This is a genomic window from Kitasatospora sp. NPDC029312, assembly GCF_055569215.1.
On record NZ_JBVHXY010000013.1, the window covers coordinates 83,695 to 105,684 of the forward strand.

General features: G+C 72.0%; 20 protein-coding genes and 1 tRNA gene. 7 read left to right on the forward strand and 14 right to left on the reverse strand.

All coding sequences use genetic code 11. The features are described from left to right. Nucleotides 1–102: 102 nt before the first annotated feature. Nucleotides 103–2,139, reverse strand: a complete 2,037-nt coding sequence (locus ACZ4WV_RS13715; protein ID WP_465746076.1) for an N-6 DNA methylase — start codon at nt 2,137–2,139, stop codon at nt 103–105. Nucleotides 2,140–2,284: 145 nt separating this feature from the next. Between ACZ4WV_RS13715 and ACZ4WV_RS13720 the strand changes: the two genes are divergently transcribed. Then, a complete protein-coding gene (locus ACZ4WV_RS13720) occupies nt 2,285–3,040 on the forward strand; it encodes a hypothetical protein (RefSeq protein ID WP_465746078.1) in 756 nt (251 codons plus the stop codon). 229 nt (nt 3,041–3,269) lie between these two features. Here the strand turns inward: ACZ4WV_RS13720 and ACZ4WV_RS13725 are convergent. Next, a tRNA-Thr gene (locus tag ACZ4WV_RS13725) sits at nt 3,270–3,343 on the reverse strand. 280 nt (nt 3,344–3,623) lie between these two features. Here ACZ4WV_RS13725 and ACZ4WV_RS13730 point away from each other — a divergent pair. The 3 genes from ACZ4WV_RS13730 to ACZ4WV_RS13740 all read left to right on the forward strand — a co-directional run bounded on the left by ACZ4WV_RS13730 (nt 3,624) and on the right by ACZ4WV_RS13740 (nt 6,275). After that, nucleotides 3,624–4,715, forward strand: coding sequence for an ABC transporter ATP-binding protein (locus ACZ4WV_RS13730; protein WP_465746080.1), 1,092 nt, complete (start codon nt 3,624–3,626; stop codon nt 4,713–4,715). A 245-nt stretch (nt 4,716–4,960) separates the two neighbouring features. Then, a complete protein-coding gene (locus ACZ4WV_RS13735) occupies nt 4,961–5,404 on the forward strand; it encodes a hypothetical protein (protein WP_465746082.1) in 444 nt (147 codons plus the stop codon). Between the two features lie 43 nt (nt 5,405–5,447). Further along, complete coding sequence (locus ACZ4WV_RS13740) at nt 5,448–6,275, forward strand: nucleotidyltransferase family protein (protein ID WP_465746084.1); 828 nt, start codon at nt 5,448–5,450, stop codon at nt 6,273–6,275. 214 nt (nt 6,276–6,489) lie between these two features. Here the strand turns inward: ACZ4WV_RS13740 and ACZ4WV_RS13745 are convergent, their stop codons facing one another. The 7 genes from ACZ4WV_RS13745 to ACZ4WV_RS13775 form a co-directional block, all read right to left on the reverse strand. Then, nucleotides 6,490–8,163: a DoxX family membrane protein gene (locus ACZ4WV_RS13745; RefSeq protein ID WP_465746086.1), complete on the reverse strand. Its 1,674-nt coding sequence runs from the start codon at nt 8,161–8,163 to the stop codon at nt 6,490–6,492. A gap of 174 nt (nt 8,164–8,337) precedes the next feature. Beyond that, nucleotides 8,338–9,330, reverse strand: coding sequence for a 23S rRNA (guanosine(2251)-2'-O)-methyltransferase RlmB (gene rlmB / locus ACZ4WV_RS13750; RefSeq protein WP_465746088.1), 993 nt, complete (start codon nt 9,328–9,330; stop codon nt 8,338–8,340). Nucleotides 9,331–9,466: 136 nt separating this feature from the next. Next, nucleotides 9,467–10,861, reverse strand: coding sequence for a cysteine--tRNA ligase (gene cysS, locus ACZ4WV_RS13755; RefSeq protein WP_465746090.1), 1,395 nt, complete (start codon nt 10,859–10,861; stop codon nt 9,467–9,469). A 183-nt stretch (nt 10,862–11,044) separates the two neighbouring features. Continuing rightward, a complete protein-coding gene (locus ACZ4WV_RS13760; RefSeq protein ID WP_465746092.1) occupies nt 11,045–11,440 on the reverse strand; it encodes a PPOX class F420-dependent oxidoreductase in 396 nt (131 codons plus the stop codon). 161 nt (nt 11,441–11,601) lie between these two features. Then, a complete protein-coding gene (gene ispF, locus ACZ4WV_RS13765; protein ID WP_465746094.1) occupies nt 11,602–12,093 on the reverse strand; it encodes a 2-C-methyl-D-erythritol 2,4-cyclodiphosphate synthase in 492 nt (163 codons plus the stop codon). Continuing rightward, complete coding sequence (gene ispD / locus ACZ4WV_RS13770) at nt 12,083–12,838, reverse strand: 2-C-methyl-D-erythritol 4-phosphate cytidylyltransferase (protein ID WP_465746232.1); 756 nt, start codon at nt 12,836–12,838, stop codon at nt 12,083–12,085. The genes ispF and ispD overlap by 11 nt, the downstream gene beginning before the upstream one ends. Before the next feature lie 259 nt (nt 12,839–13,097). Continuing rightward, the gene (locus tag ACZ4WV_RS13775; RefSeq protein WP_030244332.1) at nt 13,098–13,580 is read right to left on the reverse strand and encodes a CarD family transcriptional regulator; all 483 of its coding nucleotides are present in this window, start codon (nt 13,578–13,580) and stop codon (nt 13,098–13,100) included. Between the two features lie 547 nt (nt 13,581–14,127). On the opposite strand from ACZ4WV_RS13775, the gene ACZ4WV_RS13780 reads away from it, so the two are divergent. Continuing rightward, nucleotides 14,128–14,835 carry a DUF461 domain-containing protein gene (locus tag ACZ4WV_RS13780; protein ID WP_465746096.1) on the forward strand — a complete coding sequence of 236 codons (708 nt, stop codon included), beginning with the start codon at nt 14,128–14,130 and terminating at the stop codon, nt 14,833–14,835. A gap of 171 nt (nt 14,836–15,006) precedes the next feature. Here ACZ4WV_RS13780 and phoP read toward each other — a convergent pair whose 3' ends face one another. Next, a complete protein-coding gene (phoP, locus tag ACZ4WV_RS13785) occupies nt 15,007–15,702 on the reverse strand; it encodes a two-component system response regulator PhoP (RefSeq protein WP_030061050.1) in 696 nt (231 codons plus the stop codon). Continuing rightward, complete coding sequence (locus ACZ4WV_RS13790) at nt 15,699–17,174, reverse strand: sensor histidine kinase (protein ID WP_465746098.1); 1,476 nt, start codon at nt 17,172–17,174, stop codon at nt 15,699–15,701. Before ACZ4WV_RS13790 ends, phoP begins: the two co-directional genes overlap by 4 nt. Nucleotides 17,175–17,480: 306 nt before the next feature. Here ACZ4WV_RS13790 and phoU point away from each other — a divergent pair, with 306 nt between their 5' ends. Both phoU and ACZ4WV_RS13800 read left to right on the forward strand, forming a co-directional pair. After that, nucleotides 17,481–18,170 (forward strand): phosphate signaling complex protein PhoU, encoded by a 690-nt coding sequence (gene phoU / locus ACZ4WV_RS13795; protein ID WP_465746100.1) that lies wholly within the window; start codon nt 17,481–17,483, stop codon nt 18,168–18,170. 204 nt (nt 18,171–18,374) lie between these two features. Next, nucleotides 18,375–18,554 carry a hypothetical protein gene (locus ACZ4WV_RS13800; RefSeq protein ID WP_350750019.1) on the forward strand — a complete coding sequence of 60 codons (180 nt, stop codon included), beginning with the start codon at nt 18,375–18,377 and terminating at the stop codon, nt 18,552–18,554. A 126-nt stretch (nt 18,555–18,680) separates the two neighbouring features. On the opposite strand, the gene ACZ4WV_RS13805 is transcribed toward ACZ4WV_RS13800, so the two are convergent. From ACZ4WV_RS13805 to ACZ4WV_RS13815, 3 genes are all read right to left on the reverse strand, one after another. Further along, nucleotides 18,681–19,277: a lytic polysaccharide monooxygenase auxiliary activity family 9 protein gene (locus ACZ4WV_RS13805; protein WP_465746103.1), complete on the reverse strand. Its 597-nt coding sequence runs from the start codon at nt 19,275–19,277 to the stop codon at nt 18,681–18,683. Nucleotides 19,278–20,315: 1,038 nt separating this feature from the next. Then, complete coding sequence (locus ACZ4WV_RS13810) at nt 20,316–21,125, reverse strand: protein phosphatase 2C domain-containing protein (protein WP_465746105.1); 810 nt, start codon at nt 21,123–21,125, stop codon at nt 20,316–20,318. Nucleotides 21,126–21,128: 3 nt separating this feature from the next. After that, nucleotides 21,129–21,974 (reverse strand): sigma-70 RNA polymerase sigma factor region 4 domain-containing protein, encoded by an 846-nt coding sequence (locus tag ACZ4WV_RS13815; protein ID WP_465746107.1) that lies wholly within the window; start codon nt 21,972–21,974, stop codon nt 21,129–21,131. Nucleotides 21,975–21,990: the final 16 nt, after the last annotated feature.

Genomic DNA, 21,990 nt, shown 5'->3' on the forward strand with positions numbered 1-21,990 from the left:
TGGGGACGGGGCCGTACATGGGCCAGCTCCTGCTCGGCGGCGGTTGATCGGTGATTGCCGGGGTCAGCCTACCGACCCGTTCGCCGGGCGGCCGTCCGCCCATCAGGACGGGCTGATGCTCCCGTCCGTCAGCCCGTCGTACAGCCCCTGGACGAGCAGTTCGCCCAGTCTGGCGGCCAGGCGTGTCGCCTCCTCGAAGGCATCGACCGCGCGGAACCGCTCGCCGTACCGCTGCTGGTCGGCCAGCGGCAGCCGGGGCACCTGAAGCCGGCGCACATCGAGCCGGGTTGCGGACGTGGTGAAGCTGCTGGCCTGCCGGTTGTTCGCACTGCTGCGCAGGAAGCCGGCGAGGAACCACGAGTCCAGGGTGGTGGGGTCGGGTCGCAGCAGGTAGACGTTGCGGCCCAGCGCGGCACCGGCAGTGGCTTCGTCGATCACGCGGGTCGCGGTGCCCCGGCCGAGCACGGGGATCACCACGTCCCCGGCCCGGATGAGCACCGGTTCCTCGTCCTCGCCCTCGGGCAGCACGCCGGAGGGGGCGCCGCCCGACACGATGTCGTGCTCGCTCAGGACCGGCGGGCCGCCGGTGCCGGCTCCGGCACCGCCCGTCCGCATCAACAGGGCTCCCGTCCTGGCCAGTTCGCCGAGGCTGGTCATCGGCCAGTGCGCGGGCGCACCCTGGACGCCCACCACCGGCGCCAGTTCCGCGGTGCGACGCAGGGCACCGACCAGGCGTTCGCGGACCTCGCTCAGCGCGGCCTCTCCGGTGCCCGCCGCCCGAATCGGCAGGTGCCGGGCCGGGGTCACGTCCACGTCGTCATCCAGCAGGTCGACCAACGGGACGGTGCGGCTGACGCCGGGTCGCTCCGGTGCTGCGCCGTCGCGGTCGAAGGCGTACCAGTCCTCCAGCACCGTGTTGCGCAGTTCCTGCCAGGGCAGCTTTTCACCGCCCTCCGACTGCTCGGCTGCGTTCACCAGTAGCAGTCGCTGCGGTTGCGGCGCGTCCGCCGCGGGGCGGCGCAGCACCCACAGGTGCAGGGGGATCCCGTACGGCGGGGCCACGCCCGCAGGCAGCGCGACGACCGCCCGGAGCGCGCCGCGCCGCAGCAGGTCCGCCCGGATCCGCCGGCCCGACCGGCGGGACGCCGCGGCGGGCGGCATCAGCAGCACGGCGCAGCCGTTCTCGCGCACATGGGCGAGGGCGTGTTGCACCCAGGCCAGCTCGGACTCGGTCCGCGGCGGCAGCCCGTACTCCCAGCGGATGTCGTAGGCGAGCTCCTCATGTCCCCAGGAGCGCTCGTTGAACGGCGGGTGGCACAGCACGGCGTCCGCGCGCACGCCGGTGTGTGCGTCGGAGCGCAGGCTGTCGCCCACCCGGATCCGCGCCTCCCGGTCCGTGTGCAGGGCAAGGCGTACCGCTGTCAGCGCGGCGAGGTCCGGATCGGCTTCCTGACCGATCACCGTGGTGGTGGGACCGGCTGCGCCGAGCAGGCCGCCGAAGCCGCAGGCGGGGTCCAGCACCAGCTCGGCCGGGCCGGCGAGCTCGGCCATCAGCTCCGAGAGCGGTGCGGGGGTCAGAGTGTACTGGCGCGGCCCCGCCTCCAAGTGGCGCCCCATCAGGAACTCGTACGCCTGGCGTGCGCCGAGTTCGTTCGCGAGCTCTACGCCCCCACGCAGCAGCGTCAGACGCCCTGTCAGCTCGGGTCCGCCCGGCACGGGTACCGGGTGGTTCTCGCCCAGGCGGACGCGGAGCGCCTCGGCGAGCTCTTCAGGCAGCTCGCGGGTCAGACGGCGGTCGCCGGCAGTGATCAGTTCCTGCCAGCGGGTGGACTGGTCGCGGGTGGACTGCTCGCGCAGCAGGAGCACGGCACCGACCAGCCGCAGCGCGGTCGCCGCCCCGTCCGGATCCCGTTCGATCTGCTGCCAGACCCGTTCCCGCAGGGGGATCTGGGCGAGCTTGCCCTGGTCGCGCAGCCACTGCTCGACGTCAGCCAGGTCGAAGACCGGGCTGGTGTCGGTGCCGCCGACGGGCTTGGGGAAGTCCGCGTGCCGGCGCCGCCAGTTGCTGACCGCGGCGCGGCCGACACCGGCCAACCGCGCGATCCCGGCGGCAGTGACGTCTGTCCTGTGCTCCGGCACTGAGTGCCCTCCCCGTGACGCTACGACTGAACACGATCCTACAACCTGCCTCACGGATCTTTCATGTGTTGACGCGGTTCACACGTCATGCTCTGATTGGCGCGCCGCTCACACAGTCCCCTGCCCGAAAGGTGCACACCCCTCCATGTCTCAGCCACTCCGCCGGGCCACCCTGATCGCCTGCAGCGCCACCGCGGTGCTCGGCCTCACCGCCTGCTCCCCGGGCGGCGCGCACTCCTCAGCCGCCCCGGCGGCCCCCTCCGCGTCCGCCGGCATCGCATCGTCCGCCGCACCGACCCCCGGCCCCGCCGCGGCCACCGACGGCCTTCCCAACGGGAACAAGCTGAACGCCGCGCTCCTGCCGGCCACCGCGCTCCCGCAGACGCTCAAGCTCGACCCCAGCGGCACCAAGACCACCGGCGACGGCTTCAACCCGCCGATTTCGCCCTCCGCCATCCCCGCCTCCAAGGCGTGCGACATGCTCAACGGAACGGGATGGATCAACGCCGCGGGGATCAGCGCCGCGTCCTTCGCCCAGAACGACTACGTGGACGAATCGCAGGACATGTTCGCCCAGGAGTTGGACGCCTACCGAGGCAACGACGCGCAAACGGTCATGGCCAACCTGAAGAAATCCCTCACCGCGTGCCACACGTTCACCGTCGCCCAGAACGGCCAGAACTACACCGCGACCGTCACCATGCAGAGCCTGCCCGGTGTCGGGGACGACGCGCTCCAGGCGGTCATCACCTCACCGGACTGGACCGGAGGCAGCACACTGGTCGCCGCCCGAGTCGGCAGCATCGTGGTGACGACCTACGACAACAACCAGAGCAACACCGGAACCGCCGGCGTGGCGTTGACCAAAACCCTGGCCAAGAACGCGGCTTCCGCTCACTGAACAAGGGGCCCGAACAGGCACCCCATTGCCCGGCTGCCCACAGCGGCGACGGCACGGCGAAGGCCCGGCGCTACGAGGGGAGCGCCGGGCCTACCGCCGTCTTCGGCCCCGACGGGTTCGAGGGTGCGCCCCTCTCTGAAGAGCACCCGAACAGCAGCGAAGGACCCGCTCGCCCGGATCACTCCGGTGAACCGGCCCTTCGGGCGCCGATCGCATTGCTTCCTACACGAGCCCCCTGTCGGGTTCGAACCGACGACCCCCGCTTTACAAGAGCGGTGCTCTGGCCAGCTGAGCTAAGGAGGCACGGTGGCCGTCCGCGATGGGTCACGGCGGCACCGGGGGCAGTCTACCGGGCCGGGGTGGCGGGGTGGGGGGATATCCGGGGGTTGGCGGGGTGGGTGGGCGTGATGGAACCGATGCGGAAAAGGGGTCGGAGGGGGCTGACAAGCGGCGGGGGCGCAGGTAGCGTCGCCGGGAGTCGGCTCGTGGTGTGGTTCAGACCATTGACGGGCCGACGGAGACGAACACCCCCCCTTTACTCGGATCGTCCGGCACGTTCCTGCCGGTGAAGGAGAGCACAACCATGGCTTCTGTCACGTACGACCAGGCGACCCGCACGTATCCCGGGGCGACCAAGCCCTCGGTGGACGCGCTGGACCTGGAGATCGCGGACGGCGAGTTCCTCGTCCTGGTCGGCCCGTCGGGCTGCGGCAAGTCGACCAGCCTGCGCATGCTGGCCGGTCTGGAGGACGTCAACAGCGGCGCCATCCGGATCGGTGACCGGGACGTCACCCACCTGCCGCCGAAGGACCGGGACATCGCCATGGTGTTCCAGAACTACGCGCTGTACCCGCACATGACCGTCGCCGAGAACATGGGCTTCGCGCTCAAGATCGCCGGCGTGAACAAGGCGGACATCCGCACCAAGGTCGAGGAGGCGGCGAAGATCCTCGACCTCACCGAGTACCTGGACCGCAAGCCGAAGGCGCTGTCCGGCGGTCAGCGCCAGCGCGTCGCGATGGGCCGGGCGATCGTCCGCCAGCCGCAGGTCTTCCTGATGGACGAGCCGCTGTCGAACCTGGACGCCAAGCTCCGGGTCTCGACCCGTACCCAGATCGCCGGCCTGCAGCGCCGCCTGGGCATCACCACCGTGTACGTCACCCACGACCAGACCGAGGCGCTCACCATGGGCGACCGGGTCGCGGTGCTCAAGGACGGTCTGCTGCAGCAGGTCGACACCCCGCGCAACATGTACGACAAGCCCGCCAACCTCTTCGTGGCCGGCTTCATCGGCTCGCCGGCCATGAACCTGATCGAGGTGCCGCTGGTCGACGGCGGGGTGAAGTTCGGCGGCTCGGTCGTCAGCATCTCGCGCGAGAACCTGGCCGGCGCCGGCACCGACAAGACGGTGATCGTCGGCGTGCGCCCCGAGCACTTCCAGATCGTCCCGGCCGGCGGCATCGAGGGCGTCGCGGTGACGGTGAACGTGGTCGAGGAGCTCGGCTCGGACGGCTTCGTCTACGGCACCACCCAGCTCGGCGGTGTGGACAAGGACCTGGTCGTCCGCGTGCCCGGCCGTCAGATCCCGTCCCGCGGCGAGACCGTCCACGTCGTGCCGATCGCCGAGGAGACCCACGTCTTCGCCACCAGCACCGGCGAGCGACTGAGCGTCTGAGCGTCTGAGGGTCTGAGTACTCGGCACCTGGGGCACCTGGGCGTCCGAGCACCTGAGCGCCTGAGCGCCCGCGGCTGACGTACGCGACGGAGCCCGCCGGACCTTTCCCGGTCCGGCGGGCTCCGTCCGTACACCCACACGCACACCCACGCGTCAACACGGTGCAGGGACATACCGGGGCAGTGCGTCACTCGATGGTGTAACGGAGGGCAATAGGGCCCGCACCCACCGCTACTCTCCTGAGGGTGAAGCAGCTTGTACGCCGTATCGGCCAGACCGTCGCCCTGACCCTGCCGGTCGTCCTGGTGACCACCGGCACCCTCGCCGTGACCCGCGTCCCCTGGGCGCCACCGACCGGGCTCGACCAGCAGGTGGTGGCGGCGTCCAGCGGTGACGGCGCCGGGATCGGGCGCTCCGCGACCGCCGCCACCAAGACCGACGGGCTGGCCCCGCAGGAGGCCCTGCGGGTGGCACTGCTGGACGAACTGCGCGCCAAGAACCCGTCCGCCGCGCTGGACCTGCTGGAGCGCTCGATGCGCGAGCAGCCCTCGCTCACGCCGTACTGCACCTCGCTGGCCACCGAGTTGGGCAAGGCCGCGGTGCGCAAGTACCAGGGCGACATCCAGCGGGCCCGGTCCTTCGCCCGCCCGGTCTGCGACGGCTCCTTCGCCGTGGGAACCAGCAGCTGACGACCGGCGGACAGCCTCGGCGGGGCGGCCTTATCGTTCAGCCATGACCGCTGACTCCGGCCCCACCGCCGCCCGCGCGTCCGCGCAGCCCCACCCGACCCGGCCCACCACGACGCCCCCCGCAGCGCCCGTCCTGACGCCTGTCAGCCAGGCCGCCGTCACTCAGGCCGTGATCCTGGCCGGCGGCCAGGGCTCCCGGCTGCGCCCCTACACCGACGACCGCCCGAAGCCGCTGGTCGAGATCCCGGGGACGGGCACGCCGATCCTCGGCCACCAGCTGGCCTGGCTGGCCGCCGAGGGCGTGACCGACGTGGTGGTGTCCTGCGGGCACCTCGCCGACGTGCTGGAGGAGTGGCTCGACACGGCGGACCTGCCGCTGCGGGTCCGTACCGTGGTCGAGGCCGAGCCGCTCGGGCGCGGTGGCGGCCTGAAGTACGCGGCCAAGGCGCTGCCGCGCCCGGACGAGCCCTGGTACGCCACCAACGGCGACATCTGGACCCGCTTCAGCCTGACCGACATGGCCGCCTTCCACCACGAGCGGGACGCCGTCGCGACACTCGCGCTGGCCCGGCCGAGGATCCCGTGGGGCGCGGTGGAGACGGACCAGTTCGGCAACGTGCTGGACTTCATCGAGGCCCCGCCCTCGCCGTTCCTGATCAACGCCGGCGTGTACGTGTTCAGCCCGGAGTTCGCCGAGCTGCTGCCGGACGTGGGCGACCACGAGCGCGCGACCTTCCCCCAACTCGCCCGTGGCAAGCGGCTGGCGGGCTACCAGCTGCCGCAGGGCGTGTACTGGCGTGCCATCGACACGGCCAAGGACCTCACCGAGGCGGCCAAGGAGCTCGCGGCGCACCGCGACAGCTCCCTCTGACGACCGCCGAGTCGAATCACGCCCAGAGTCGGCTGACGCCGCCGAATCGACTCACCCTGCCGAGTCGGCGCCACGCGCCCAGTCGCCACCCGCCGGGCGGGCTCCGGCTCCCCGCCGCCCTCTTCACTGACGGCAGCGCAGCACGACGGCCGGGTGCTCCCCACGGAGCACCCGGCCGTCGTCACACCGGGGGGTTAGAGGCGCCCCCCGGGCCTCAGGTCGCGGTAGGCATTCCCGGCCGGGACGAGCGCCCGCCCTCGGACCCGCCGGCGCCGGACAGGTCGGTCAGCGGGCCGCTGCCCAGGACCCCGCCGAGCAGCCCGGAGCCGTTGCTCGGGCTCGGCTTGGGCGCCGTACCCGAGCCGCCGGCCGGCGGGGTGCTGCGCTGGGCCGGTGCGGAGCCGCCGCCGGGAACGGCGGACGGGGCGGACGGCGCCGGGGAGGAGCCGGCCCCGGTCTCCGCCTTGCCGGAGTGCTTGCCGCTCGGCGTGGCGCCGGTCGGCTTGGCGGGGGTGCTGGAGGTCGCGCTGGGCGTCGGGGTGGCCGGGCGCGGGGCGGGCGAGGGCGAGGACGCGCCCTGGCCGCCCGGGGCGCCGGACGGGCTGCCGGACGGCCAGACCGGGGTGCCGTAGTCGTTGGTCGGGCGGGGCGGCGCCTGGTGTGCCCGGGCGCCGGTCCGGACGGCGGCGCCCAGCATCGAGCCGAGCAGCAGGGTCAGGCCGACCACGATCGTGGTGACCACCGCGCCGCGGCGCAGCACCCGGCGGCGCAGCGCGCTGGGGGAGCCCGCGCCGAAGCGGCGCCAGGCCTCCAGGTTGAGCCGCCCGTCCAGTGAGGCGAACGGCGCCCCGGCGATCAGCAGGGGGCTCCAGGCCGCGAGGAAGATGAGGTCGGGGGTGTCGTAGACCGGCACGGCCCGCCAGCTGACGGTGAACAGCAGCGCCGCGGAGAGCAGCATCGCCGCCCCGGCCGCGAGCCGCTGCCACAGGCCCAGGATGGTCAGCACGCCGACCACGATCTCGGTGAACGACACCACCAGGCCGGAGCCCACCGGGTGCGCCATCGCGAAGGCGAGCAGCGGTTCGGCGACCTTCCACGGGTGCAGCGAGGAGAGCCAGCGCACCATCGAGCCGCGCTCGCCGCCGTCGAAGTACACCGGGTCGCAGAGCTTGCTGAACCCGGCGTAGACCGAGAGCGAGCCGAGCACGGCGCGCAGCGGCAGCAGCACCAGGCCGAGGTCGACCCGGCGGCCGGGGTACCAGGGCTGCTTGCCGCCGGCGTCGGCGGCCGAGACCTCGGGCAGTTCGCCGCTCGGGGTCCAGCCGTGCGGCTCGCCGACCGGGCCGAGGCCCGCGTCGGTGGCGCTGCCGGTGCCCTCACGCGGCTGGCGCGGGACGGTCCGGGCGCCCGCGTAGGCGGGGAGCACCTGGGTGTCCGCGGCGTCCCGGCCGCCGCCGCCCGGGGAGCCGTTCTGGCGGACCGCCTCGAGCAGCCGGGTGGCCGCGAGGTCCCCGGGGGGCGCCTGGCCGGTCCAGGTGACGGCGGTGACCCGGCCCTTGCGGCGCGGCGCCCCGCCGGTCCCGGCCCCGACTCCGGCCATCGCCGGGACGGCCGAGGCGGGCACGACGACCTGCGGGGTGACCAGCGGACGGCGGATCAGGCCCTGGTTGGCGTACGGGTCGCCGAACGCGGCGCCGGTGGACAGCAGTCCGGCCGGGGCCTCGATCAGCGGCGGCACGGGGCTGCCGAGCCGGAGGCGGAAGCTCGCCTGGGTGCTGCTGAGTCGCGCCGGATCCGACGGCACCTTGACGGTGTCGAGCCCGGGGCCCGCGTCCATCCCGGTGCTGCCGCCGCCGAACAGGGGGCGCCGAGGTGTTCTGGTGTCCACGTCCACGCCCGTCTAACCGGGTGACAGCCGCTTAGGACACTCTCCCGGGTGGATGTCCGGCACATACTTGAAGTGATCATGAAAAAAGCGATCGGACCCGGTCGGGCCCGATCGCTTTTCACTCCGATCGCGGGGAAATCAGCACATCACCTGCGGCCGGAGGTCCCGCTGTGCTCAGCGCTTGGCACGCAGCCGGGCGGCCTCGTACAGCACGATGCCCGCCGCGACACCGGCGTTCAGCGACTCGGTCAGCCCGGACATCGGGATCCGCACCCGCATGTCGCAGGTCTCCGAGACGAGCCGGGACAGGCCCTTGCCCTCGCTGCCCGCGACGATCACGACCGGGCCGGTGAGCAGCTCCAGGTCGCCGATCTCGGCCTCGCCGTCGGCGGCCAGGCCGACCACCATCAGACCGGCCTTCTGGTAGGCCTCCAGGGCGCGGGTCATGTTGGTGGCGCGGGCGACGGGCAGCCGGGCCGCGGCGCCGGAGGAGGTCTTCCAGGCGCCGGCGGTCATGCCGGCCGCGCGGCGCTCGGGGATGACCACGCCGTGCGCGCCGAAGGCGGCGGCGGAACGGACCACGGCACCCAGGTTGCGCGAGTCGGTGACCCCGTCCAGGGCGATGATCAGCGGGGCCTGCCCGGCCTCGGCGGCGTCCGCCAGCAGGTCCTCGGGGTGCGCGTACTCGTACGGCGGCACCTGCAGCACCAGGCCCTGGTGGTTGAGCCCGCCGGTCATCTGGTCCAGCTGCGGGCGCGGGGCCTCCATCAGCGGGATGCCGCGGTCGTTGGCGGCCTGGAAGGCCTCCCGGACCCGGTCGTCGCTGTCGATGAACTGCTGGACGTACAGCGCGCTGGCCGGCACGCCGCCCTGCAGCGCCTCGACCACGGAGTTGCGGCCGAAGACCAGCTCGGCGCTGCCCGCGCCGCCGCGGCCGCCGCGACCGCCGGCACCGGCCCGGCGCATGCCGGCCCGGGCCTTGGCGTCCCGCTCGCGCTTGAGCGCGGCGTTGGCCGCGCGCTGCTTGGGGTGACCCTTGCGCTCCTCGCCGGGCGGGGTCGGGCCCTTGCCCTGGAGCGCCCTCCGGCTGTGCCCGCCGGTCCCGACAGACGCGCCCTTCTTCGATCCGGGGTTGCGGCGGTTCCTGCGCTGGCTGTTGCCGGCCATGGCTGTACTTCCTGTCTGTCCGGCATGCCCGGCCGCCCCGCTCGGTGCGGCGGCGGCCGACGGCATGCGCTACGTCATGCGGGAGGGCCGCACCGGTCCGGTACGGCCCACCCATCACCCCGATCGTCGGATGGGGTTACTGGCTGTTGATCGTCCAGCGCGGGCCGGACGGGGTGTCCTCGATCGCCAGCCCGGCCAGGCCGAGCTGGTCGCGGATGGCATCCGCGGTGGCGAAGTCCTTGCGCTCGCGCGCCGCCTGCCGCTGGTCGAGGACCAGGCGGACCAGCGAGTCGACCACGCCGTGGAGGTCGTCGCCGCGCTCCGCCCCGGCCCACTGCGGGTCGAGCGGGTCGAGACCCAGTACTCCGAGCATCGCACGGACCTCGGCCAGTCGCGCCACCACGCTCTCCTTGTCGTCCGCGTTCAGGGCGCTGTTGCCCTGGCGGACGGCGGTGTGCACGACGGCCAGCGCCTGCGGGACCCCGAAGTCATCGTCCATCGCCTCGGCGAAGGCCGGCGGCACCTCGGGCGCCGCGTCGACGCTGCCGCAGCGCTCGACGGCACGCTGGATGAAGCCCTCGATCCGGCCGAAGCCGGCCTCGGCCTCGCGCAGCGACTCCTCGCTGTACTCGATCATCGAGCGGTAGTGGGGGGCGGCGAGGTAGTAGCGGAGCACGATCGGCCGCCAGCGCCGGACCATCTCGGAGACCAGCACCGAGTTGCCCAGCGACTTGCTCATTTTCTCACCGGCCATGGTGACCCACGCGTTGTGCGCCCAGAAGTTGGCGAAGTCGTCGCCGTAGGCCTTGGACTGGGCGATCTCGTTCTCGTGGTGCGGGAAGATCAGGTCCAACCCGCCGCCGTGGATGTCGAAGGCCGGGCCCAGGTACTTGTGGGCCATCGCCGAGCACTCCAGGTGCCAGCCGGGCCGGCCGCGGCCCCACGGGGTCTCCCAGCTCGGCTCGCCCGGCTTGGCGGCCTTCCACATCGCGAAGTCGCGCTGGTCGCGCTTGCCCGTCTCGCCCTCGCCCTCGGGCTGGCGCAGGTCGTCCAGCTTCTGGTTGGAGAGCGCCAGGTAGGCGGGGTACGACTTCACGTCGAAGTAGACGTTGCCGTCGGCCGCGTAGGCGTGACCCTTCTCGATGAGCCCCCGCATCATCTCGATCATCTCGGGGATGTGCCCGGTGGCCCGCGGCTCGACGGTGGGCGGCAGGCACCCGAGCGCGTCGTAACCGTCGTTGAAGGCGCGCTCGTTCTCGTAGGCGATCTGCCACCACGGCGTACCGAGCTCGCGCTCCTTGGCGATGATCTTGTCGTCGATGTCGGTGACGTTGCGGGCGAAGGTCACCTGGTAGCCGCGGTAGGCGAACCACCGCTGCATGATGTCGAAGTTGAGCCCGGACCGGATGTGTCCGATGTGAGGCGCCGACTGGACGGTAGCGCCGCACAGGTAGATCGAGACACAACCCGGTACAAGCGGGACGAAGTCGCGTACCTGGCGGGTGCTGGTGTCGTACAGACGAATGCTCACAGCGTCAAGCGTAGTGGGCGGCGGAGAGTGCCCCGCGACATTCCCCGGGAATGCGGGCCGCATCCCCCGGGGAAAAGGCCGGTCTCGACCACCGGCCGGAGCGGTCGGACCGGAGGGAGCGGCCCGGGCGGTCAGACCGGCCGGACGCCGACCGGGTGCCGGTCAGCTGCCGGTCCGCAGCCGTCAGATGCCGCCGACCACCTTGCGCGGAGAGAGCCGGACGACCACCCGGACGTCGTCCGGGCCGTCCCAGGTGTAGCTGTCCACCCCGCGGTACTTGGCGGCCAGCTCGTCGATCAGCTTCTTGCCGCCCTCGGTGGTCATCGTCACCGAACCGCGCGCCTCCAGGTACTCGTAGGGGCTCTCCGGCGGGTTGATCAGGAGCGAGACGCGCGGGTCCTTCACCAGGTTGAGGTGCTTGCGACGGCCCTCGACGGTGGAGAACAGGATGTCGTCACCGTCCCGCTTGACCCAGACCACCGAGGACTGCGGGCTGCCGTCCGGCTGGATCGTGGACAGCACGGCGAAGCTCTTGCCGTCGATCAACGCCTTGGCCTTGTCGGAAAGTTCGACTCCCATCGGAAACCTCTTCTCATCGGCGGCGGTACGGCCCGGGGGCGAGCTCCACGCGGGCCCGGGTCGCACCCTACCGATTCGGGCCCCCACGGCACCCGGTGAACACCCGTCAGGCAGCGTCTATTTCCGGCCCGCCGCCCGCCGCCCGGCTCGACGCGGCCGGCTCAACGCCGTTCGTACACCAGGGCGGTGGCGATCGCGGCCAGTCCCTCGGCCCGGCCGGTCAGCCCCAGGCCGTCGGTGGTGGTGCCGGAGACCGACACCGGCGCGCCGACCGCCTCGGACAGCACGCCCTGGGCCTCGGCCCGCCGCTTGCCGATCTTCGGCCGGACGCCGATCACCTGGACCGACACGTTGCCGATCTCGAAGCCCGCCTCGCGGACCAGCCGGGCCGCCTCGCCGAGCAGCTTCACCCCGGAGGCACCGGCCCACTCGGGGCGGTCGGTGCCGAAGTGGGCGCCCAGGTCGCCGATTCCGGCGGCCGAGAACAGCGCGTCGCAGGCGGCGTGCGCGGCGACGTCCGCGTCCGAGTGCCCGGACAGCCCGAACTCCGCGTCCGGCCACTCCAGTCCGGCCACCCAGAGCGGGCGGCCGGCCTCGAAGGCGTGCACGTCGGTGCCGATCCCCACCCGGGGGATCAACGGCTCAGTAGTCATCGGCGGCCCTCCGGCGGGCGAGTACGGCCTCGGCGAGCACGAGGTCCAACGGGCGGGTGACCTTGAACGCCTCCTCGTGGCCGGGCACCACGACGACCCGGCCGCCGTAGCGCTCCACCAGGCCGGCGTCGTCCGTGACCGCCGGGGCGTCGGCGCCGCCCGCGGCCTCCTCGGCCAGCGCCTTGGCGTGCACCTCCACCAGGGTGGCCCGGTCGAAGCCCTGCGGGGTCTGCACCGCGCGCAGGGTGGCCCGCTCGGGCGTGTCGACGACCGGCTCGGGGCGCCCCGGGCTGGGCTCGACCCGTTTCACGGTGTCGGCCAGCGGCACCGCCGGCACGACGGCGCACGCCCCGGCCCGGACGGCGGCCGCGACGGCGTCCACCACCTCCACCGGGACCAGCGGACGGGCCGCGTCGTGCACCAGGACGATCTCCACGTCCTCCGGGATCGCGGCCAGGCCGAGCCGGACCGACTCCTGGCGGGTCGCGCCGCCGGCCACCACCCGGATGTCCTTGCCGTCCAGGCCGTGGCTGTCCAGCAGGGCCACCACGTCGGCCACCCCGTCGGCGGGCGCGGCGACCACGACCAGGCCGACCGCCCGGCTGCGCGCCAATGCCCGTACGGCGTGCACCAGGAGCGGGACGCCGCCCAGTTCCCGCAGGGCCTTCGGGGCGCCGGGCCCCAGCCGCTCACCGCGTCCCGCGGCGGGCACCACTGCTGCTGCGACTGCTGCTGAGGCGTTCAGGTTTCACTCCTTCGGCGAAGTGGGTATGGCCTTGGCGTGCCCGGCGGGCGCACGGACCCCTTCCGAAGAGTCACGGTCCACTGCCTGCCGCACAGCTCCGCAGAAACGGTCTTGCAGGCCTGGACGGGCTCGGGCGGGAGACGTCGTCCGGACACGCCTCAGCGCCCGGAGTGCCACTGCACCACCCCTGGACGTTCCGTCCTGGGAGCGGCGCGCCGGCACCGGGCGCTGTGAGCGGTTGGGCGGCAGCCCGACTGCACTACGAGGCGAGGACCTCGTCGAGCAGCGTCTCCGCCTTGTCCTCGTTGGTGTTCTCCGCCAGCGCGAGCTCGCTGACGAGGATCTGGCGCGCCTTCGCGAGCATCCGCTTCTCGCCGGCCGAGAGACCGCGCTCGCGCTCGCGACGCCAGAGGTCGCGCACAACCTCGGCGACCTTGATAACGTCACCCGAGGCGAGCTTCTCCAGGTTCGCCTTGTAGCGACGGGACCAGTTGGTCGGCTCTTCGGTGTAGGGTGCGCGCAGCACCTCGAAGACCCGGTCCAGACCCTCCTGGCCGACTACATCGCGCACGCCGACGAACTCCGCGTTCTCGGCGGGCACCCGGAGCGTCAGGTCTCCCTGCTGCACCTTGAGCACCAGGTAGGTCTTGTCCACACCTTTGATCTGGCGAATTTCGATGGCCTCGATCAGCGCGGCCCCGTGATGGGGGTAGACCACCGTGTCGCCAACCTTGAACGTCATGTGACAGGACCCCTTCCGTGGCTTTCCAGAATAACACGCCTCGCGGCGCACCCGAAGGGCGTTTTCGCAGGTCAGGGCGGGTCTCGGGGCTTGACAAGCACCCCCATGACGTGCTGCGACCGGTGTTCGACGGGAGCTTCCCGCAGGTCGGAGGCGGTTCCGGCACCTGACGAAACCCTTGCGCAACACCCCCGCAACCGTGATTGGATCTTGAGCTTTCACCCCTTTACGGGTCGTGATCAGATCGTTATTCGATCTTGGTCGAAGCTTGTCCTCGAAGCCCGCCTCGGCGGCGCGGCTCCGGGAGCGTCCTCGGAACGCACCCGGATCGCGTCCTCGAAACGCACCCGAACGGGCTCGGAGCGCACCCCGAACGGCGTAGGAGCGCCGCCCCAGGGGCCCCGGAACGCGGCGCCCGTAGCGCCGGACGACCCGCCGGGAGCCCCGGGAGTGCGACACAGGGACCACCCCGTGAGGAGCGCATAAGTGAGGTCGATAATCTGAGGCCTGACCTGTCGACACGTGACCTATAGGAGAAGCCGCCGCCGTGAGCCGCAGCCTTCGACGCGGCAGCATCGCCGCCATCGCCGCCATCGCCATCGCCTCGCTGTCCTCCTGCGCGGCCGGCAACACACCGGACACCCTGCAGATCAAGCCCGACAACGCGGCGGCGACCGTCGGGACGAACCTCCGGCTGAACAACATCGTGCTCGTCACCGGGATGGGTACCTCGGCCGACTACACGGGCCCCGCCAACGTGGTCGTCAACATCTCCAACACGGGTGCCACCCCGGCCGAGCTGCAGTCGATCACCGTCGGCACCAGCAGTGCCACCTTCGCGGACGCCGCCGGCGCGCCGCTGTCCAGCATCGTCGTCCCGGCCGGTGGCTCGGTGGTGGTCGGCGGCCAGGGCAACCCGTCCGCCTCCGTCCCCGCGGCCTCCGTCCACATCGGCGGCTTCGCCACCACCACCTTCACCTTCAAGGACGGCCAGAAGGTCGACGCCGAGGCCGGCGTCAGCCCGGACACGGGCCCCGACGGCCGCGGCCTGTACAACGGCTTCGGCCCGACCCCGTCGGCCACGCCCTCCAGGAGCGCCACCCCGGCCTCCCCTGGCGCGACCACCCCGGCGGCCACCGCGGGCGCGACCACCTCGGTCGCCCCCGGCACCCCAGCGGCCGGCGCTCCCACCGCCGCGACCACGCCGTCCGGTACCGCCACCGCGCCGGCGACCGCGCCGGCCGCCGCTCACTGACGCGAGGCACCGCCTCCCGCGCGCCCGTTCGGGGCACGCGGGAGGCCTGCTACGCGGAAGGCCCCCACCGGCTGGTGGGGGCCTTCCGCGTGGCGGAGGTCCTGCGGTCCGCGGTCCGCGGCTCGCGGTGTGCGGGCTACGGCTTGCGGCTTGCCGTGCGCGGGCTGCGGCTTACGGCTCGAACTTGTAGCCGAGGCCGCGGACGGTGACGAGGTAGCGCGGCGCGCCCGGGTCGGGCTCGATCTTGGCCCGCAGGCGCTTCACGTGGACGTCCAGGGTCTTGGTGTCGCCGACGTAGTCCGCGCCCCAGACCCGGTCGATCAGCTGCATGCGGGTGAGCACCCGGCCCGCGTTGCGCAGCAGCATCTCCAGCAGGTCGAACTCCTTGAGCGGCAGGTCGACCTTGGCGCCGTCCACGGTCACCACGTGCCGGTCCACGTCCATCCGGACCGGGCCCGCCTCCAGGGCGCCCGGGCCGCCGCCGTTCTCGCCCGCGCCGCCGTCCTCGCCGCGGCGGCGCAGCACCGCGCGGATCCGGGCGACCAGCTCCCGGGTGGAGTACGGCTTGGTGACGTAGTCGTCAGCGCCTATCTCCAGACCGACGACCTTGTCGATCTCGCTGTCCTTGGCGGTCACCATGATCACCGGGACGTTGGAGCGCACCCGGAGCTGGCGGCAGACCTCGGTGCCCGGAAGACCCGGCAGCATCAGGTCGAGCAGGACGAGGTCCGCGCCGTTGCGTTCGAACTGCTCCAGGGCGTCGGGGCCGGTGGCGGCGACGGCCACCTCGAAGCCCTCCTTGCGGAGCATGTACGAGAGGGCGTCGCTGAACGACTCCTCGTCCTCGACCACCAGTACTCGGGTCACGATCGGGCCTCCGGGGCAAGCTTGGTTGGGGTTGTCAGGGGTTCTTTCCGCTCCCCGGCGGGGAGCGGACGGGCCGTGCCGTGCGGACGGTCCGTGGTGAGGGTTCGTGGGGCGGTGCCGGCGCCGCGCTCGTCGTCGCCGGGCTCGGCGTCGCCGCGCTCGGCGGTGGGCTCCTCGGCGTCGGGCCGGTCGTCGGTGGGCCGGTCGTCGGCGCCGGTGAGCCGGTCGTCGGTGAGCGGGTCGTCGCCGGGCCGGTCGTCGGCGGGCGCCTGTCCGGCGGGCAGGCGGAGGGTGAAGGTGGAGCCCTGGCCCTCGACGCTCCACACCGAGACCGTGCCGCCGTGCGAGGCGGCGACGTGCTTGACGATGGACAGGCCGAGGCCGGTGCCGCCGGTCTGCCGGGAGCGGGCCGGGTCGACCCGGTAGAAGCGTTCGAAGACCCGCTCGCGGTCCTTCTCGGAGATGCCGATGCCCTGGTCGGTCACCGAGACCTCGATCAGCTCGCCGTCCGCCTCGCCGAGCGCCGCGGCGCTCGAGATCCGCCGGGTGGCGATCGCCACCCGGGTGCGGGGCGGGCTGTAGTTGACGGCGTTCTCCACCAGGTTCCCGAGCGCGGCGGCGAGCTGCCCCCGGTTGCCGTGCAGGTAGAGCCCGGCGATGCCGCCGGCCGCGATCAGGATCTGCTTGGCGGCGGCCTGCTGGCGGCAGCGGTCGATCGCCTCGGCGATCAGCTCGTCCACCGCGACCGGCTCCGGGTCGACCATCAGCCGGTCGTCCTGGACCCGGGAGAGGTCGATGATCTCCTGCACCAGGCTGGCCAGGCGGGTCGCCTCGACCTGCATCCGGCCGGCGAAGCGCTGCACCGCCTCCGGGTCGTCGGCCGCGTCGGCGACCGCCTCGGAGAGCAGTGACAGGGCGCCCACCGGGGTCTTGAGCTCATGGCTGACGTTGGCGACGAAGTCCCGGCGGACGGCCTCCACCCGGCGGCGCTCGGTCTGGTCCTCGACCAGCACCAGCACCAGTCGGGAGCCCAGCGGGGCGACCCGGACCGACACCGCGAGCGGCTCGGCGGCGCGGGCCGCGCCGGGGCGGGGCACCTCCAGCTCGACCTGCCGGATCTCGCCGTCCCGGCGGGTGGCGCGGGCCAGCGCGAGCATCGGGTCGACGGCGACCGCGCCGCCGCGCACCAGGCCCATCGCGTAGGCGGCCGAGCTGGCCTTGACCACCTCGTCGCCCTCGCCCAGCACGATCGCGCAGGAGCGGAGCACGGAGAGTACGGTGTCGACCCCCGGCGGGAGCAGGGGTTCCGGGGTGCCGGTGCCCAGTGCCTGGTACCGGCCGTAATGCCTGCCGCCGGGTTGCCTGCCCTTGGCCTGCTCGCGCTCGCTCCAGCGGAAGGCGATGGAGGCGGTGAGGCCGACGCCGAGCCCGGCTATGGCACAGGCGGCGGCAGCGGCCACGTTCACGTCCATGTGGTCAGCGTAAGCGCACGGCCAGGGCACTTCCCAAGGGCTGGATCAAGGCATCGACCGCGCGTTGCCGAGAATTCACCTTCACGTAGCTGCTGATTCACCACACCGGCCGTACCCCGTCGCCCGAACGGCACACAGTTGGCCGTGCAGCCCGTGTGGGAGAGAACGGCGCGCCCGTCAACGGCCACCGTCTCAGGTGTGCGCGTACCATTCGCGCCACCAGCAGCGGTCACCCGGAGGCCGGAACGACGGTCGGACGGGCTGACCGGTCGGCACCGCCACCGACACAGCTACTGAGGAGAGAACATGCGCGACGCGTACCACGAGGAACTGGACTCGATCGGCGACGGCCTGATCGAAATGGCCCGGCTGGTCGGCTCGGCCATGGGACGGGCCACCACCGCCCTCCTCGACGCGGACCTGGCGCTGGCGGAGAGCGTGATCGCCGCCGACGAGAAGGTCAACGAGCTCCACCACGAGCTCGAGAACCGCGCCATCGATCTGCTCGCCCGGCAGCAGCCCGTCGCCACGGACCTGCGCATCGTGGTCACCTCGCTGCGGATGAGCGCCGACCTGGAGCGCTGCGGGGACCTCGCCCGGCACGTCGCCAAGGTCGCGCGGATGCGCTACCCCGAGACGGCCGTGCCCTCGGACCTGCAGTCCACCGTCCTGGAGATGGGTCAGCTCGCCCAGCGGCTGGTGGCCAAGGCGGGTCTGGTGATCGCCACCAAGGACGTCGACAAGGCCCTGGAGCTGGAGCAGGACGACGACGCCATCGACAGCCTGCACCGCGAGCTGCTGTCGCACCTGATCGACGAGCGCTGGCACCACGGCATCGAGACCGCCGTCGACCTCACCCTGGTCGGCCGGTACTACGAGCGCTTCGCGGACCACGCGGTGTCGATCGCCAAGCGCGTGGTGTACCTGGTGACGGGCGAGCACGTGGCCGAGTTCGTGGCCGCCAACGGAGCGGCGGAGACCGTCGAGGCGGGATGACCGGCGAGGGAGCTGACGGTTGACGGTCGGGGCGGGGTGACCGCGCTCCTTTCCGGTAGTGAGTAAACCTGCGGCGAGGGTGGTGTTGGCGCACGCGCCTCCGTGCGTCCCACCACCGCGCGCCCGTTGACGCTCCCTCCGATCGGCGGCTTCACTCGACGTTGGGGGCACAGGAGTGCGCCCGTCAGAGGAGGGAAGAGCTCGATGAAGGCCAACCCGAGCCGACCGGCAACCGCCCATGACCCCGTCGAGCCGCCCGCCCCGAAGCTGCTGCCCGTCCTCGCGGCCGGCTGCGGCTGCGGCCCGGGCTGCGGCTGCGGCTGCCAGTCCGGCGCGCCCTGCCAGTGCGGCGGCGCGGACGGCGGCTGCTGCGGCGGCCACTGAGACGGCCGCCGCCGAGGCGTCCCGGGGTGCACGGCCGCTCGGCGGCCGTGCACCCCGTCGTTTCCGGTGCTTCCGGCCGGGTCCCGGGCGGTCCCGGCCGGTCCGGCCCGGGCCCGACTGCCGAGGTCAGAAGCGGACGTCGCTGCAGGAGGAGAAGGCGTTCCCGGTGTCGGCGATCGTCCAGACCGCGACGACCACCTGGTGGCCGGTGCGCCCGCTGGGGAGGGTCGCGGTGTGGCTGAGCGTGCCGGGCACCTGCCGGCCGTTGTACGGGACGGTGAGGAAGGGCGTCAGGTCCAGGTTGGCCCGGGTGACCGGCTGGCCGGCGTCGTAGCCCGGCTTGGTCAGGTAGTACTTGAAGTCGGTGGTCGCGTGCCGGGCGGTGAACTTCCAGGTGAAGGTGAGCCGCTGGCCCGCCGTCACCGCCGTGGTCGGCCAGGCGCCGCCGTGCGGGTCGTCCAGCTCGGCGAAGCGGGCGTTGCCGCCGGCGCAGATGGTGCCGTCGGAGGGCCCGGCGGCCGGGAAGCCCTTCGGGCCCTCGACGCTCTGCGGCTCCCACTGGATGTCACCGCAGTCCCACGGCACGGCGCCCGCGTCCGCGTCGCAGAGCGCGGCCCGGCTGGGCGGCGTCGTGATGTAGCCGTGGGACTGGGCGGGGAAGGCCAGGGTGAGCGGGATCGCCAGCGCGGCGACGGCCGCTCCGACCAGATGACGTGTGCGCATGGTGCTCCTCCGTGGGGGTGGATGGAGAGTGCACCGGGGCGCAGACGCGCGCGCGTGGGGGTGCGGCGGCCGTGACCTGGGGAAATCCTTGGCATGCCTGCGCCATCCCGGTGCCCTCACGGTAGGAGCCGGCGCCGCCACCCGTCAATGGTCTGAACCACTTTGCCGAGCCCAACTCCCCCTGCACATCAGCGGGTTGGCCGGGTATCCGGTTGATCGGTCGGCCGGTTGAACGACGAGGGCCCCACCCCCGGTGGGACCGGGAGCGGGGCCTCGGGCTGTCGGGCCTAATTCCGGCCCTCGCTCTCGTCCTACTTCTTGCCCTGGGTCTGGCCTGTCGATTTTGCGGGCCTGATCAAGGGGCTCTGAGCTGGGCTTGAGGGGTCGGCAGTTGTCATCGCTGGCCATCCTTGATCGACGCCGGACGGCCCACAGACGGCCCAGAAGCTAGCGTCGCCCCACCTGGGCGGCGCGCTTGCCGCCCAGGAGCATCGCAGCGAGCGCAGCGCTGTCGACAAGCGCCTGGTGCAGATACCCGGCCGGCACCGCGAGAACGATGACGACCACAATGACGGCGACAGCCCACGGAAGCCCGTCGACAGTTGACAGGGGATGCGGGGCAGGGGTCAAACTCATAGGGATGCCTCCACGGCGTCAGCAGCCCGCACGCGTCGCTCTTGGCTTGGACCCCCTGAGCGGCGTGCGCGGGCTTTTGCTTGAGCCCCCATGATGGCCAGTCACCACCCAGGCGGCGCAACCGCACGCACATCAGGAAGGAGATTTGTCCGCCGTGAATCTGAGCGGTAACTCATCATGACTTCGATGGCGCCAAGCCAACGCCAACCCTGCCCGCGACCTGGGATTCTCTGGGACTCATACCACACGCCCCCGACAAGCCATGACAAGAGAATGGGTACCATGGAGAATGCATTGAAATCTTTCCCACTAAATGCCCGACTTTGTCACTAAAAAGCTTAGTGGCACAGATCACATGGGAAATTTCACGCGCCATGGCGCGTCGACCCGAAGGAATCTCATTCAGGGCAACTGACAGAAGGCCACGACAGCATCGTCGCCGGACTTGAAGCGCGGCCAGCGAAGCCCATCCGGGTCAGTGGCTTCAACCTTCCGAACCTCCGAAATCAGCCCGTCCGCGCCAGCCTCTCGGAGCGTCACGAATACGTCTGCCCACGATGCAGCTCGGTACTCGGTGACGAGTCGCGAGGCCCCGTCGGACAGGACGGCCGCCGCCCGGACGTCGGCCAGCGGCACCACGCCCGTGATCGCATGGCGTGCGGCTTCGCCGTTGGAGGTAGCCACCCAGTAGCCGTCAATGGTGTTCCGGGTGAGTCGCTGGGCCACGACCATCCTGCGGACGGCCTCCGTGTGCTCGGGTGTCCCGGTGGGGAACCGTTCCGTCTCCGCGCGGAGTTCGGGCACCACGGTGTCAACCCGCAGGTCGGTGACCATCTGGTAGCCGTCGGCCCGCTCGAAGACGATCGGTGAGTCGGCGAGGACCAGGTAGTCGAAGTGCTCGGCCCCGGCCCGCAGGATCGAGACTGTTGCCGATGGCGTACCGGGGTTGCCGAGGTCGCACCCGGGGTGAAGCGCGGCCACCTGGTCGAGGGCCTGCTCTAGCCCGTCGGCCAGCGGCCGGCCGGACTCTGCCAACGCGGCCATCAGGTGACCACCCAACTGGGCGACGTACCAGGGGACTCCGTGACGACAGCCGGTGTCGAGCCCGGCCGTGCTCAGGCCGTCCAGGACCACGGCGAGCGTGGGCGTGGCCGCCACCCAGTCTTCGTTGGGGTTTGCGCCGCCCGGAGCGGTGGCGATGGAGACGCGCATCTGTCAGCCTTCGTGTCGGTAGATCGGAGTGACCCTGCTGCTCTCCAGAACTTCCAGAGTCTCCGGGTCGTAACGGCAAGAGATGAGCGTGGAGAAACGCTTCGCCCGAACCTCCCGGTAGAGCTCACCGAGGTGGTTCTCCAGGTAGTGCACGACGCCGTTCGCGCCGATCGCGTGGATGCCCGCGATGTACAGGAAGGTCCCCTTGCCGTCGAGGCGGGGAAGCCGAGCGAGGTAGCCGACATCGCCGGCCGTGCCGTCCACGTCGAGCGGGGAGCGGTACTCGGTCTCGGTGTGCAGGTCCACCAGGTGCCAGGCCGAGTCCTTGCGAAACCGCAGGTTGTCGTCACCTTCGAGCACCTGGGCCACGATCGGGGACAGCCGCGGCCCGCAGATCACGACCAAGTGCTCGCGGTTCAGGTTCACGATGCCCGACGGCGGGATGACCTCGTAGGCGGAATCGAGCTTGAGGCCCGTGAACATCCCCCGCAGGTGCTCGTAGTTGTTCAGATCTTCCCTGGTCACAACCTGGCTTGGGTTCTCCTCCAGGGACTTCCCCGCCTCGTACTTACCTCCGACCGCGACGATCATCGGCCCTAGCCCAAAGAACGCTCGCTCGGGCGCGGGGCCGGCGGACGCGAGCTGCCCGACACGCCCACGGCTTACGCCAAGCAGGGCAGCGATTTCGGTCTGCGACATGCCTGCCGCCGACGCCTCCTCGATGGCCTCCCGGCGGACGCGGGACAGCTCGACCACCCGATTCTGGTAGTCGGCCATCAGGGCAATCGCCGCCTTGGCCCGTTCGATCGGGACGGCCACGTTGGCCACCCGCTCAAGCTCCTCGTGCATCGTGATCCCTTCCACC